This is a genomic window from Streptomyces sp. NPDC002588 (genome assembly GCF_040295925.1).
In the GTDB taxonomy this organism is placed as follows: domain Bacteria; phylum Actinomycetota; class Actinomycetes; order Streptomycetales; family Streptomycetaceae; genus Streptomyces.
The window spans coordinates 143,525-156,834 of the sequence record NZ_JBEOWF010000020.1 but is presented as its reverse complement, the minus strand read 5'-3'; the positions used below and the strand labels follow the sequence as shown (position 1 = coordinate 156,834).

The following is a 13,310-nucleotide window of genomic DNA, read 5'->3' as shown; positions in this document are numbered from 1 at the left end:
AGCGCGGGTGGGTCAGCAGCCGGAGATGCAGCCCGGGGGTCCGCCTCAGGACGGGCGGGGCGAGGGCGCGGCCGGGCTGTGGCCGGGCGGCGATCTGACCGGGCGGGCGTTGCCGCTCGGCGACTGGGGCGAGCCCGCGGAGCGGCTGGACGAGCTGTACCGCTGGGTGGAGCGGGGGGCGCTGCAGACCGCGTCCTGGTATCTCGTGGACCGGGTGTGGAAGCGGCGGGGGGCGCGGGCGCTGCGGGCCGGGGCGGCGGCGGGGGCGACCGTCGGGGCGGCGCTGCCGTTGCTCGATCTCACCGGGGTGGTGGGCGGGGTGGCGCCGTGGGGCTGTCTGGCCCTGCTGGCGTCGGTGGCGTGTGTGGCGGCGGACCGGTTCTTCGGGGTGACGTCCGGGTGGATGAGGGACGTCGCCACGGCGCAGGCGGTGCAGCGGCGGCTGCAGGTGCTGCAGTTCGACTGGGCGTCGGAGAGCGTGCGGGAGATGCTGGGGCCCGCGGAGGGCACCGCGAGTGAGGCCGCCGAGCGGTGTCTCGGGGTGCTGCGGCGGTTCTCGGAGGACGTGATGGAGCTGGTGCGGACGGAGACGGCGGACTGGATGGTGGAGTTCCGCACCGGCTCGGCACCACTGGGCATCCAGGCGGCGGTCGCCCCCGGCGGGCGGGCGGACGGCGGCACGGGCGCGGGTCGTTTCCCCCTGCCTCCGGGATCGAACGCGCGCCCGAACATGCCGCGCCAGCGGCCGCCGGAGCCGCGCTGAGGGCCACCGGAGCCACGGTTGCCGCCCACACGCCGCTCAGAGCGAGCGGTGCATGATGTGCAGGCCGACACAGCCCTTCGCCGGATGCCGGAAGCCTTCCGGCAGTGTGCCCAGCACCTCGAAGCAGGTCAGAGCCACCCGTCGTCAAGAAGGCGCACCGCCCCCAGACCCCCGCTTCGGCTGCGAACGGGCCTCGTCCTCACATGCCGGACGGGCTGGTCTGGCACAGCCGCAGGCCTTCAGGTGACCAGCACGGCAGGTGGCCGTGGGTGCGGACCACGTCCTGGCCGTTGCCCCGGGTGAGGTAGGTCAGGAAGTCGGAGACGAGGGAGTCGGCCGGGGGGCGGCCGTAGGTGTAGGCGTACTCGATCTCGCGGTACGGGTAGTCGCTCGTGCCGTGTTCGATGGCGTCGACGGAGGGCGGGTCGCCGTCGAGGTCGAGCGGATGCAGGCCCTTCGCCCGGTCGGCGAGGTTGAGCTCGCTGTAGCCGATCGCGCCCGGCGTCGCGGCCACCGTGCTCAGCACCTGGTCGGTGGAGTCGAGTTCGCAGCGGACGACCGGGGCCGTCGGGTAGTCCTTGTGCGCGCAGTCGACGGAGGAGTTCTCGATCTCGCCCCGGCCGAGCACCCGCCGCTGGAACACCTGCCGCGTTCCTGAGTTGGCGTCCCGGCTGACCAGGATCACCGGCAGGTCGGGGCCGCCGAGTTCCCGCCAGTTGGTGATCTTCCCCTGGTACAGGCGGCGTACGTCCGCCGTGGAGAGGTCGCGCAGCCGGATGCCGTCGTTGACCACCAGGGCGAAGACGGACACCGCGACCCGGTTCTCGCGCAGCGCCTCCAGGCCTGCCGGCTTGGGGCCGTCGGACAGAGCGACGACCGGCGGGGAGCCCTTCTTCGCGGCGGTGCCCGCCGCGGTCAGTTCGCGGATGCCGGCCGTGGAGCCGTGCGCGTCGACCGTGACGGTGGCGCCCTCGCATTCGCCTTCGTAGGCGCGGGCCACCTCACGGACCACCGGCGCGAACGCGGTCGACCCGGTCACGGTGAGCGTGCCGCCCGCGCAGCCGATCGGGGGCCGGCTGTCGTCGCGGACCACGACGATCGTCGCGAGGGTCACCACGCACACGGTGAGCATGATGGAGATCAGCCGGGCGGCCCGGCTGAACAGGGGCGGCACGTCGTCGGGTGTGGCGCTGCGGTTGGGATGCACCTCGCCCTCGCGCAGCCCGCCGTAGAGCCGGATGCCGCTGCCGACGTGCCCGCCGGAGAGCAGGACCAGCAGTTTGAAGTGCTCGCCGCGGTTGAGCGGGACGCGCGGGATGCGCAGGGTGTCGCCCTCGTAGCCGAAGCCCCGGTCCGCGGTGAAGTGGTCCATGAGGTGGTCGGTGTCGGTCGGCTGGGTGACCGACACCCCGCGGATGGTGCGCTGGTCGAAGACGGCGGTCAGCCCGTGGCGCTCGGGTCCGGTGTAGTCGTCGCGGGCGATGCCCTGCGAGCCGTCGTTCTCGATGCGCAGCAGGACGAACGTGGCGCCCACCATGCCCGCGGCCTCTTCGAACCAGCCGATGCGGCCGTTGACACTGCCCGATCTGCCGTCGTCGCCGATCGGGTTGTCCATCTGCACGCGGTAGCCGATCCGCTTGCGGCGCGGCACTCTGCGCTCGTACCAGACCATGACGCCGGACGCCACGATGCCGACGACGGCCGTCCCGACGGCGACGACGTTCTCCGCGCTCAGCCACTCCACTGTGGGTGCCCCCGCAACTCCCGACAGTCGGTCCTCGGTTCACCGTACGGCTGTCCGAAGACGGATCCGGGAGTGGTCGGCGGACGTTCGCCGGACGTTCACCGGCGGCTGTACGTCAGCTTCTCCCCGGTGCCGGAGTTGACCCGTTCCAGCCTGCCGTCGGACAGCAGGGTGATCTCGGTGGCGGCGCCGGGGGTGCAGGAGGAGCGGGGTTTGCCGGTGGTGACGGTGGAGGGTCCGATCCGCAACGGCCCCCCGGATGACGGCTTTCGGGCCAGGTCGGCGGTGAACTCGCAGTGGTAGCCGTCCCCGTCGGCGACCAGTGCGAGCACCGCGTCGCCCACCGCGCCCTGCCTGATGGTCAGTTCACGGGTGTTCTCGCCGGTCGCGTTGTCGATCGTGGCGGTCCAGGTGCCGAGGTAGGCGGCGGGGATCGCGCCTCCGGTGGCGGAGGGGGACGCGGAGGAGGAGGCCGACGGGGACGGGGAGCTGTCGGACGCCGAGGGACTGGGGTGGGGGTCCGTCTTCGTCGCCGTGGTCCCGGTGTCCTCGTCGCCGTTCATGAACGCGTACACCGAGCCGCCGGCGGCGAGCGCGACGACCAGTGCGACCGCGAGCAGCAGGATCGTCGCGCGGCGGCTGCGGCCGCGCGGCTCCTCGGGATCGTCGTACGAGGAGGCGCCGGACGGAGAGGGGGCGTACGCGGAGGGGTCGTACAGGGGTGGGGGCGCGACCGGCGGCGGATGGCCGCCCTGTGCCGGGGTGCCGTACGCCGGAGCGCTCCCGGTGTCCTCCGCCGCGTACGGGTTGTAGGGCGCCGCGGGCCAGGCACCCTGCGGGTGCGGCTGGGTGTGGCCGTACGCCGGATGCGGTACGGCGGCGGGTGCGACCATCGTCCGCGGCACGTCCTCGCCACCACTCCACCGCCCGCTGTGCTCGGGCGACGGCGACGGCAGCGACGGAGAAGGGGCCGGCGCCCCCGCCGGGTCCTCCACCTCCAGCAGCCGCACCGCGTGCCGCCCCAGCTGGGCCACCAGCGCGCCCGGCAGCCAGGGCTCACGGGAGTGGCCGTCGGAGACGGTGTCCCCGGCGCCGGTCCGCTCCAGGATCCAGGCCAGCGTCGGCCGGGCGGTGGGGTCCTTGCGCAGACAGGCGCGGACCAGGTCGGCGATGCCCTCGGGGACCCCCTCGAGGTCGGGTTCCTCCTCGGCGATGCGGAACATCACGGCGTGCGCTCCGCTCTCGGTGCCGCCGAAGGGCAGGGCGCCGGTGGCGGCGAAGGCGAGCACGGAGCCGAGGCAGAAGACGTCGCTGGCGGGGGTGATCGGTTCGCCGCGCACCTGCTCGGGTGCCATGAATCCGGGTGAGCCGATCACGGCGCCGGCCCGGGTGAGGCCGCCCTCGGTCTGTCCGGTCACCGTCTCCAGTGCCCGGGCCACCCCGAAGTCGATGACCCGGGGCCCCTCGATGGTGACCATGACGTTGGACGGCTTGAGGTCGCGGTGGACGATCCCGGCCGCGTGGATGTTGGTGAGCGCGTGCGCGAGCCCGGCGGCGAGGATGCGCACGGACCGCTCGGGCAGCGGACCGTGGTCGTGGCCGACGACCTGCTGGAGGCTCGGCCCCGCGACGTAGCCGGTGGCGACCCAGGGCACGGCGGCCTCGGTGTCGGCGTCGAGGACGGGCGCGGTCCAGAACCCGCCGACCCGCTGGGCGTTGCGCACCTCCTGCCGGAACCGGGCCCGGAACTCCTCGCGGGCGGCCAGTTCCGGCCGCACCAGCTTCACGGCGACGGTCCGCCCCCGGTCCGAACGGGCGAGGTAGACCTGCCCCATCCCGCCCGCTCCCAGCCGCGCGAGCAGCCGGTAGCCGCCGATGCGCTGCGGGTCCTCCGGTCCCAGCTTCTCCATGGCAGCGCCGCCTTTCCCTCACATGTGTGATCGAGACATGTGCGTGCCGAGAATAAACCGGCGGTTCGGGGAGTCGCGTGGCGCGATGTCTACGGTTCCGTAACAGGCGGTTCCGCGAGAGGCGGTTCCGTGACGGGCGGCGGCTCCAGCGCGTCGAGCACCTCGGACAGGCGTTCCAGCACCTGTACGGCCCGGGCGAGCTCCGTCTCCCCGTACGCCGCCGCCAGCAGGTCGGCGAAGGAGGCGTGCCCAGGGGCGATCCGGGCGATGGCGGCCCTCCCCTCCTCGGTGGGCGTCAGCAGCTTGGCGCGCCGGTGCGCGGGGTTGGGCCGGTATTCGGCCAGCCCGTCCCGCACCAGCAGATCGGCGATCCGCTGCACGCTCTGCCGTGTGATGCCCATCACCCGGGCGATCCCGGACACCGGCAGCGGCTCTCCCAGTACGGCCCCCAGCACCTGCCACCAGGCGGCGGTGATCCCGGCGGGCCGGGCCAGTTCCTCGGCGACGGACAGGAACCGGCCGTTCAGCCGGAACACGCCGAGGGCGGCTCGGCTGAGCAGTTCCTGACGCTCCCGGCTCACCGGCCGGCCGTCGCCTTCTCCAGTACGGCGTACGCCTCGGCGTCGGAGTCGTGGAACAGCCGGTACCAGGCGTCCAGCACCTCGCCCTCGTACACCCCGAGGAGGCGCAGGATCTCCCGGGCGAAGGCGACGGGTTCGGTGGGCCCGGCGGTGACCAGCCCGCGGTCCGTCACCGCGTCCGCCTCGACGTACCGCCGCCCGCCGCCGTAGCCCGTGGCGGCCAGGTAGGAGGAGACCGCGCTGGTGTGGTCCCGGTCGTCGAGCAGGCCCTCGCGGGCGAGGCCGGCGGTGGCGCCGCAGATCGCGGCGACGGGCACCCCTGCGGCGAGGAACTCGCGCGCCTTGCGGGCGAAGGGGGCGAGGTCGTCCGAGGTGTCCCAGAGGTCCGCGCCCGGCAGGATCAGCAGACTGCTGTCCTCGGGGTGTACGGCGTCCAGCGCGAGGTCGGGGACGACGCGCAGCGCGCCGATGCTGGTCACCGGCCGTGCGGCGGACGCGCCGGCCGTCCGGATCTCGTATCCGCCCCGCGCGAGGTACGCCGTGGCGAATCCCGGTTCCCAGTCGGCGAGCGTGTCGTACACGGCGAGATGTACGGGTTTGCGGCTCGTGGCGTTCATGACTCCTCCTCGACCAGGCGGACTGTCATGACAGCAGCCTGTCATTTAGACAGCATTCTGTCAATCGGCGGACGGCTCCGCATTCTCCCCACTCCCGACAACCTGTCGCGAATTCCCCCCGTCCACGGCACAGGACGCCGATATCGCTCCGGCGTCGCGGACTCCTACGCTCACCTGCATGACCCCTCAGACCGACCCCCTGACCGGCGCCGCCGTGAAGGCCATGGACCGCGCCCACGTCTTCCACTCCTGGTCCGCGCAGGAGCTCATCGACCCGCTCGCCGTGGCCGGCGCGGAGGGGTCGTACTTCTGGGACCACGACGGCAGGCGGTTCCTCGACCTCACCAGCGGACTCGTCTACGCCAACATCGGCTACCAGCACCCGAAGGTCGTCGCCGCGATCCAGGAGCAGGCCGCGCGGCTGACCACCTTCGCGCCCGCCTTCGCGATCGAGGCCCGCTCGGAGGCCGCCCGGCTGATCGCCGAGCGCACCCCCGGCGACCTGGACAAGATCTTCTTCACCAACGGCGGAGCGGACGCCGTCGAGCACGCGGTGCGGATGGCCCGGCTGCACACGGGCCGGCCCAAGGTCCTCGCCGCCTACCGCTCCTACCACGGCGGCACCCAGCAGGCGATCAACATCACCGGCGACCCGCGCCGCTGGGCCTCCGACAGCGCCTCCGCCGGAGTGGTGCACTTCTGGGCCCCGTTCCTCTACCGCTCCCGCTTCTACGCCGAGACCGAGGAGCAGGAGTGCGCCCGGGCGCTCGAACACCTGGAGACGACGATCGCCTTCGAGGGACCGGCGACGATCGCCGCGATCATCCTCGAGACCGTCCCGGGCACCGCCGGGATCATGGTCCCGCCGCCGGGCTATCTCGCCGGTGTCCGGGAGATCTGCGACAAGTACGGGATCGTGTTCGTCCTGGACGAGGTGATGGCCGGATTCGGACGCACCGGTGAGTGGTTCGCTGCCGACCTGTACGGCGTCACACCCGACCTGATGACCTTCGCCAAGGGCGTGAACAGCGGTTACGTGCCGCTGGGCGGGGTCGCCGTCTCCGGTGCGATCGCCGACACCTTCGGGACCCGGCCCTACCCCGGCGGGCTCACGTACTCCGGGCACCCGCTCGCCTGCGCCGCCGCCGTCGCGACGATCGAGGTCATGGCGGAGGAGGGCGTCGTCGACAACGCGCGGAACCTGGGCGCGAGTCTGGTCGGGCCGGGGCTGCGGGCGCTGGCCGAGGCGCATCCGAGCGTCGGCGAGGTCCGGGGTGTCGGCATGTTCTGGGCCCTGGAACTGGTGAAGAACCGCGAGACCCGCGAGCCGCTCGTCCCGTACAACGCGGCCGGCGAGGCGAACGCGCCCATGGCCGCCTTCGGCGCGGCCGCGAAGAAGGCCGGGGTGTGGCCGTTCGTGAACATGAACCGCACCCACTTCGTGCCGCCCCTCAACGTCTCCGAGGCCGAGGTGAAGGAGGGCCTCGCGGCCCTGGACGCGGCGCTGTCGGTGGCCGACGAGTACACGGACTGACGGCCGACGGGGCCACGGACGGGGGCGGAATTCCGTCAGGGACGGGGCAGGGCGGGCACGCTACGCGTGTAGGGCCTTGAAATCCTCGAACGCGTAAGGTGGCGTGCTCGTACATAACGTCGAGCACGCCATCTCCACGTCCACGCCCCGAGGGAGACGCCCCGAACATGCCCGACAGCAGCGGCAACGGCGCCGTGACGCGCAGCACCCTGCGACAGCAGATCGCCGGAGCGCTCCGCGACGAGGTGCTGGCGGGGCGGCTGCAGGCCGGGCAGGAGTTCACGGTCAAGGAGATCGCCGAACAGTACGGCGTCTCCGCGACCCCGGTCCGCGAGGCGCTCGTCGACCTCTCGGCGCAGGGACTCCTCGAGGCCGACCAGCACCGGGGCTTCCGCGTCCACGAGTACTCCGTCGAGGACTACCGGGGGATGATCGAGGCGCGGGCCCTGATCATCGAGGGCATGTTCCTGCGGATCGCCGAAGGCCGGCAGAACTACCGGGACCCGGACGATCCCCGGCTCGCCGCCGCCATCAGAGGGGTGCGGCGGCGCGGCGAGGAGGCCGGGCGGGCCGCGGCGGCCGGCGATCTCACCGTGCTCATCGGCTACGACCTGCGGTTCTGGCGGGAGTTGAGCGCCTGCTTCGGCAACCCCTACCTCGCCGACTTCCTGCACCGGCTACGCGTGCAGACCTGGGTGTGCACGGTCCAGCACCTGCGCCACCTCACCGACCTGCGCGGCCATCTGTGGTCCGGCCACTCCGAACTGGCCGACGCCCTCTACCACCGCGACAACGCCGCCGCCCACACGATGCTCACCGCGTACAACGCCGACTCCCTCGCGCTCATCGAGCGGCTGGCGGCGGGATGAGCACGGAGGCGGCGTCGGAGGCGGCGGGGAAGACGGCGGGGAAGGCGGCAGCGGACCCGGACGTCGTCGAGTTGTCCGTCGTCGTGCCCGCCCGGGACGAGGAGCGGAGACTCGGGCCCACGCTCGACGCCCTGGCCGGCCGTCTCACCGAGCGGGGCGGCGCATGGGAGATCGTCGTCGCCGACGACGGTTCCACCGACGGCACCGGTGACCTGGTCACCGCCCGCCGCGACCCGCGCATACGGCTCGTCACCGGCCCCGGCCCGCGCGGCAAGGGCCACGCCCTGCGCCTCGGGGTCGCCGCCACCCGCGGCCGCCTCGTCCTCGTCACGGACGCCGATCTCGCCGCCCCCGTCGAGGAGTTGGAGCACCTGGAGAAGGCGCTCACGGACGGGAACGCGGCGGCGGTCGGCTCCCGGGCGGCCCCCGGCGCGACCCTGGGCGACCGCCAGCACCGCGTCCGCGAACTCCTCGGCAAGACCGGCAACCTCCTCATACGCGCCTGCGCGGTCCGCGGGATACACGACACCCAGTGCGGCTTCAAGCTCTTCGACGGCGACAAGGCACGCACCGCGTTCGCCGCCTCCCGCCTCGACGGCTGGGCCATCGACGTGGAGGTGCTGCGGCACTTCCAGCGGGCCGACTGGCCGGTCGCCGAGGTGCCCGTGCACTGGTCGCACCGCCCCGGCTCGAAGGTCCGCCCGCCGGACTACGCCCGCTTCCTGCGCGACCTGGCCCGGCTGCGCCTGCCCGGCCTCCTGACCGCCCTTCTCTTCCTCACCCTCTCCGTCGTCCTCTACTCCGGCCGTTTCCTCGACCCGGCCCACCGCTACCTCACCGACTCCCTCCAGGACCAGAACCAGTGGGAGTGGTTCTTCGCGGCGACCGCGGACAACGTCGCCCACCTGCGCAATCCCCTCTTCTCCGACCTCCAGGGCTTCCCCGGCGGCGTGAACCTGATGGCCAACACGGCCATGCTGGGCCTGTCCGTCCCGCTGACCCCGCTCACCCTGCTGCTCGGCCCGGCGGCCGTCCTCAGCCTGGTGATGACGCTGGGCCTGGCGGCCACGGCCGGCGCCTGGTACCGCCTGATCGTGAAACGGCTGACCCCGCACCGCCCGGCCGCCGTCGTCGGCGCCGCGCTCGCCGCCTTCGCGCCCCCGATGGTCAGCCACGCCAACGCCCACCCCAACTTCGTGGTCCTCTTCATGATCCCGCTGATCATCGACCGCGCCCTGCGGCTGTGCGAGGGCACCCGGGTGGGCCGGGACGCGGTGATCCTGGGCCTGATGGCGGCCTACCAGTTCTTCCTGGGCGAGGAGCCCCTCCTCCTGGCCGCGCTCGGCATGCTGCTCTTCGCGCTCGCCCACGCGGCCGTACGCCCGAAGCCGGCACGGGACGCCGTACGCCCCCTGCTGCGCGGCCTCGCGATCGCCGCCGCAGTCTGTCTCCCGCTCGTCGTCTACCCCCTGGCCTGGCAGTTCTCCGGACCGCAGAGCTACGACGGCATCGACCACGGCACGGCCCCCGGCACCGCCAACTCCCTTCGCGCCCTGCTGACGTTCGCCGAGCGCTCGCTGATCGCGGGCGACGCCCGGGCCACCGCGGCCCTCTCCCTCAACCCCACCGAGCAGAACGCCTTCTACGGCTGGCCGCTGGCGCTGCTCGCCCTGGCGATCACGGTCCTGCTGTGGCGACGGCGACCGGTGGTTCGGGCACTGGCGGCGACGGTGGCCGCCGCGGCACTCCTGTCGATGGGCCCGCACCTCGGCGGCGTCCCCGGCCCCTGGGCCCTCCTGGACGGCCTCCCTCTCTTCGAGTCGGTGATCGAGAGCAGGGTGGCGATGATCTGCGCCCCAGCGCTGGGCATGCTGCTGGCCCTGGCCGTCGCCGAACTGGCCGCGGCCCCGCGCCGGGCCGTCCGGTACACCGGCCTGGCCGCCGTGTCCCTCGCTCTGCTCCCCCTCGTCCCCGCTCCCCTGAAGTCCGAGCCGCGCCCCGCGACCGCCGCCTTCTTCACGGACGGGACCTGGAAGTCGTATGTGAGGGGCGGCGAGACGCTCGTCCCGGTGCCGCTCGCCGAACCCGAGGACGCGCAGGCGCTGCACTGGCAGACGGCCGCCGGGCTCGGTTTCCGGATGCCCGGCGGCTACTTCAACGGCCCCTACGGCGACGGCGACCGCACCGGCGTGTACGGCGTGCCGCTCCGCTTCACCGCGAGTCTGCTGCACGACGCCCGGTATACAGGGTTCGTCCCGGTGGTCGACGCGGCCGCGCGTGAGGCGTTCGCCGAGGACATGGCGTACTGGCATGCGGGCGCCCTGGTCCTGCCCCCGCAGGCGCACGCGGGCGTGCTGCGTGAGACCGTGGACAAACTGGTGGGCCGACCCGGTAGGCGGGTGGACGGTGTGTGGGTATGGGACCTGCACGAGTAACGACTGGAGGAGCTCTCTTTGGCCTGTGACCTGTGGCTGGTACCGCTCGTCGACGTGTTGTGCCACACCCCCGACAACCCGTTCGCCGACGAACTCGCGCAGTACAACAAGGTGCTGGCGGAGGCGGGGCTGCCGCCGGTGCCGGTCTACCAGTACATGCCGGGCCTCTCCGGCGAGGTCGCCCCGGTGGCCGGCTTCGACTACGACGCGCTGCACTTCCTGCGCCGCGCGTATCTGTTGCAGGTCTGTCAGCTCCCGGTGACCCCGGTGGACGCGCTGGGCGGCGACTACGAGCAGCTCCTGGAGATGTTCGAGGCGACGGCCCAGCAGTCGCACCTGGTCTGGCACTACGACCACGCGGGCGCCTACGTCCCCGTCGACTTCCCGCGGCCCCTCGCGAACGACGACCTCCTCGCCGGCGGCGGCCCGCTCGGCTCCTCCCAGTCCCTGCTGAGGGAGCTGGAGTTCGTCGCCCCGTCGATCGGCATCGACCCCGCGAACCCGCCGGCCGCGCCCCAGGCCCCGTCCGCTCCCACGGAGTTGGAGGAACCGGCGGTCGCCGCGCCGTACGATCCCAGCCCCTTCGCCCGCGAACGGCACGTCTGGCTGGGCCTGCACGCGGCGGCGACCCGGAGTCTGGCCCAGGGGTCGATGATCGTCTTCAGCTGAGGATCACCTGCCGAGCTTGGCCAGGCCCTTCTGGACGTCCTCCCGGTTCATGACCGGGATGTAGGAGATGTCGGCGCCCAGCTCCAGGAAGAACGGCTCACTGATCACCGGCATGTCGGAGGGGTCCGCCAGGTCGAAGAACAGGAAGGCTGTGCGTCGGCCGCCCTCGGCGGTGAAGTAGGCCGCCTCGGGCTTGATCTGCGCCATGGACTCCTCGATCAGCTTCCCGAGGGTTCCGTTCCGGATGAGCTCGTTGGCCCGCTCCGTGTCCATGGACGCCTTCAGCATCATGCGCATCGCGGTCACCTTCTTCTGGTCGGCGTGCGCTGATTGTTGTTTTCAGGATATGCCCGGACAAAGAGGGGCGCCCCCGGTCGGGGGCGCCCCTGCTTGTCAGGACAAGCTCAGCGGGTTCAGCAGGTCAGTAGGTGAGGTAGCAGCTCTTGACCGCGCCGTACAGCGGGTCGACGCCGAAGGCCGCCGCCGCGCAGGTGGTGCCGCCGCTCAGCGTCTTGTAGACGAAGCGGCCCCGTGCCCCGTAGGCGACGGTGCGCTGTCCGGTGAAGGCGCACGTGCCGCCCTGCGTGGCGCAGGCGGTGGCCTTGTAGCCGGCCGGGGCGCCGCCGGCGGTGTAGCAGGACTTCGACTGTCCGTCGACGGGGTCGCCGCCGAAGGCCGCGCTGGTGCAGGTGGTGTTGCCGGCGGCGACGACGGTCTTGAACGCGCCGTAGGCGCCGTACATCACGGGCTGTCCCGGGAGGGCCGCGCAGGTGCCGTTCTCGGCGGCGCACTTCGTCCAGCCGCCGGCCGGGGCACCGGCGGGGGCGAGGTAGCAGGACTTGGCGACGTTGAGCACCGGGTCACCGCCGAAGCGGGCGGCATTGCACGCGACGGAGCCCTTGGTGACCAGGTGGTTGAAGTTGCCGTTGGAACCGAACACCACGTCCCGGTTGTAGCCGGGAACCGAGCAGGTGCCGCCCTCGCTCGCGCACTTGGTGTACGCGTACGGGCCGCCCGCGATGGCGATGTAGCAGGTCTTGATGGTGTTGCTCGCCGGGTCGCCGCCGAAGGAGGCGCTGGTGCAGGGGGTGCTGCCGGTCGCCGTCTTGTACGCGTACGTCCCGGAGCCGAAGGCGACGAGGCGGGTGCCGCTGAAGGAGCAGGTGGCCCCCTCGCTCGCGCACCGGGTGTAGCCCGCGGGCAGGGGGCTGCTGGTGCCGATCGCGTACTTCACCAGGGAGGCCGCGGCCTTCATGCCGGCCTCGTTGGGGTGGTACGTGGCGCGTCCGGAGGCCGGCTTGTACTTCTCCACCCACGGGGTGGACGCACACGCGTCGTGGCCGTGGCTGACGGTGGCGAGGTCGACCAGCGTCGCCCCGGTGACGGTCGCCGCGGCGGAGGTGGCGGCCGCCAGGCGGCTGGCGACGCCGCGCTCGAACGCCAACTGGGCGGCGGTGAGCGGCACACCGGTGCAGGCGCTGGAGTCGGGCAGGACGGTGCTGTAGTTCACCAGGAAGACGCGCGCCTGCGGGGAGATGCGGTGGACGGCCTTCACGACGTTCTGGATCCGCCCGCTCACCGCGGCGAGGCTCGTGTTGATCGCGGCCTGGTCCACGGTGCCGCAGTTCGTCCCGCCGCTGTTCTGGCAGGAGTACGTGGTGACGCTGCCCAGGTAGTTGACGTCGTTGCCGCCGATGGTGACCGTGACCAGGCGGGTCGTGCTCTTCACGGCGCTGATCTGCGCCGGCTGCCCGGCCTGGCTGGTGGTCAGGATGTTCGCCGTCGTGGCGCCGCTGCACGTGACGTCCGTCAGCTTCGCGCCCGTCTCACGGGCCACGACGCTGGCGTAGTTGTTGTCCGACCGCACGCACGCGGCGGCCACGCTGCCGGACTTCAGCGGCGGAATGCTCGGACCCGCGGCGAACGAGCTGCCCATCGCGACGTACTCGAGGCCGGACGCCGAGGCCGCGAGCGAGGTGGACGCGGTGGAGAGGGACCCCGTGGCCTCCGACCCGGCCCCCGCCCCTGCCCCCGCCGTGGCCTTCGCCGTGCCCTTGGCATCGACGGGCGTGGGGTCCGCACCGGAGTTCGCACACCCGGTGGCCAATCCCAGGGACAGGACGAGAGTGAGCACTCCCGTCCGCCAACGGTAGCGCTGTCTCATGTTCGCCATGCGTGGTTCCTCCGT

General features: G+C 72.6%; 11 protein-coding genes and 1 pseudogene. 5 read left to right on the top strand and 7 right to left on the bottom strand.

The features are described 5' to 3' along the window. The first annotated feature begins 25 nt into the window (after positions 1-25). Positions 26-763, top strand: a complete 738-nt coding sequence (locus tag ABT057_RS23935; protein ID WP_502973957.1) for an SLATT domain-containing protein — start codon at positions 26-28, stop codon at positions 761-763. Between the two features lie 36 nt (positions 764-799). Here ABT057_RS23935 and ABT057_RS23930 read toward each other — a convergent pair. The 5 genes and pseudogenes from ABT057_RS23930 to ABT057_RS23910 form a co-directional block, all read right to left on the bottom strand. Then, a pseudogene (locus tag ABT057_RS23930) lies at positions 800-886 on the bottom strand (GNAT family N-acetyltransferase); the annotation flags it as partial. A 76-nt stretch (positions 887-962) separates the two neighbouring features. Next, complete coding sequence (locus tag ABT057_RS23925) at positions 963-2,507, bottom strand: substrate-binding domain-containing protein (RefSeq protein ID WP_352345604.1); 1,545 nt, start codon at positions 2,505-2,507, stop codon at positions 963-965. Positions 2,508-2,605: 98 nt separating this feature from the next. Beyond that, entirely contained in the window at positions 2,606-4,417 is a 1,812-nt protein-coding gene (locus ABT057_RS23920) for a serine/threonine-protein kinase (protein ID WP_352345603.1), read from the bottom strand. Positions 4,418-4,506: 89 nt separating this feature from the next. Continuing rightward, complete coding sequence (locus tag ABT057_RS23915; RefSeq protein WP_352345602.1) at positions 4,507-4,998, bottom strand: MarR family winged helix-turn-helix transcriptional regulator; 492 nt, start codon at positions 4,996-4,998, stop codon at positions 4,507-4,509. Further along, on the bottom strand, positions 4,995-5,615 hold the full coding sequence (locus ABT057_RS23910) for a DJ-1/PfpI family protein (protein WP_352345601.1): 621 nt from the start codon (positions 5,613-5,615) through the stop codon (positions 4,995-4,997). The genes ABT057_RS23915 and ABT057_RS23910 overlap by 4 nt, the downstream gene beginning before the upstream one ends. 178 nt (positions 5,616-5,793) lie before the next feature. Between ABT057_RS23910 and ABT057_RS23905 the strand changes: the two genes are divergently transcribed. The 4 genes from ABT057_RS23905 (at position 5,794) to ABT057_RS23890 (ending at position 11,122) form a co-directional block, all read left to right on the top strand. Further along, positions 5,794-7,149, top strand: coding sequence for an aspartate aminotransferase family protein (locus ABT057_RS23905; RefSeq protein ID WP_352345600.1), 1,356 nt, complete (start codon positions 5,794-5,796; stop codon positions 7,147-7,149). 167 nt (positions 7,150-7,316) lie between these two features. Then, the gene (locus ABT057_RS23900; RefSeq protein ID WP_352345599.1) at positions 7,317-8,018 is read left to right on the top strand and encodes a GntR family transcriptional regulator; all 702 of its coding nucleotides are present in this window, start codon (positions 7,317-7,319) and stop codon (positions 8,016-8,018) included. Further along, positions 8,015-10,453: a dolichyl-phosphate beta-glucosyltransferase gene (locus ABT057_RS23895; RefSeq protein WP_352345598.1), complete on the top strand. Its 2,439-nt coding sequence runs from the start codon at positions 8,015-8,017 to the stop codon at positions 10,451-10,453. Before ABT057_RS23900 ends, ABT057_RS23895 begins: the two co-directional genes overlap by 4 nt. 18 nt (positions 10,454-10,471) lie before the next feature. Continuing rightward, the gene (locus tag ABT057_RS23890) at positions 10,472-11,122 is read left to right on the top strand and encodes a putative DNA-mimic protein (protein ID WP_352345597.1); all 651 of its coding nucleotides are present in this window, start codon (positions 10,472-10,474) and stop codon (positions 11,120-11,122) included. Between the two features lie 3 nt (positions 11,123-11,125). Here the strand turns inward: ABT057_RS23890 and ABT057_RS23885 are convergent, their stop codons facing one another. Further along, complete coding sequence (locus ABT057_RS23885; RefSeq protein WP_352345596.1) at positions 11,126-11,419, bottom strand: hypothetical protein; 294 nt, start codon at positions 11,417-11,419, stop codon at positions 11,126-11,128. Positions 11,420-11,543: 124 nt separating this feature from the next. Further along, a complete protein-coding gene (locus ABT057_RS23880; RefSeq protein WP_352345595.1) occupies positions 11,544-13,295 on the bottom strand; it encodes an SGNH/GDSL hydrolase family protein in 1,752 nt (583 codons plus the stop codon). Between the last annotated feature and the right edge of the window lie 15 nt (positions 13,296-13,310).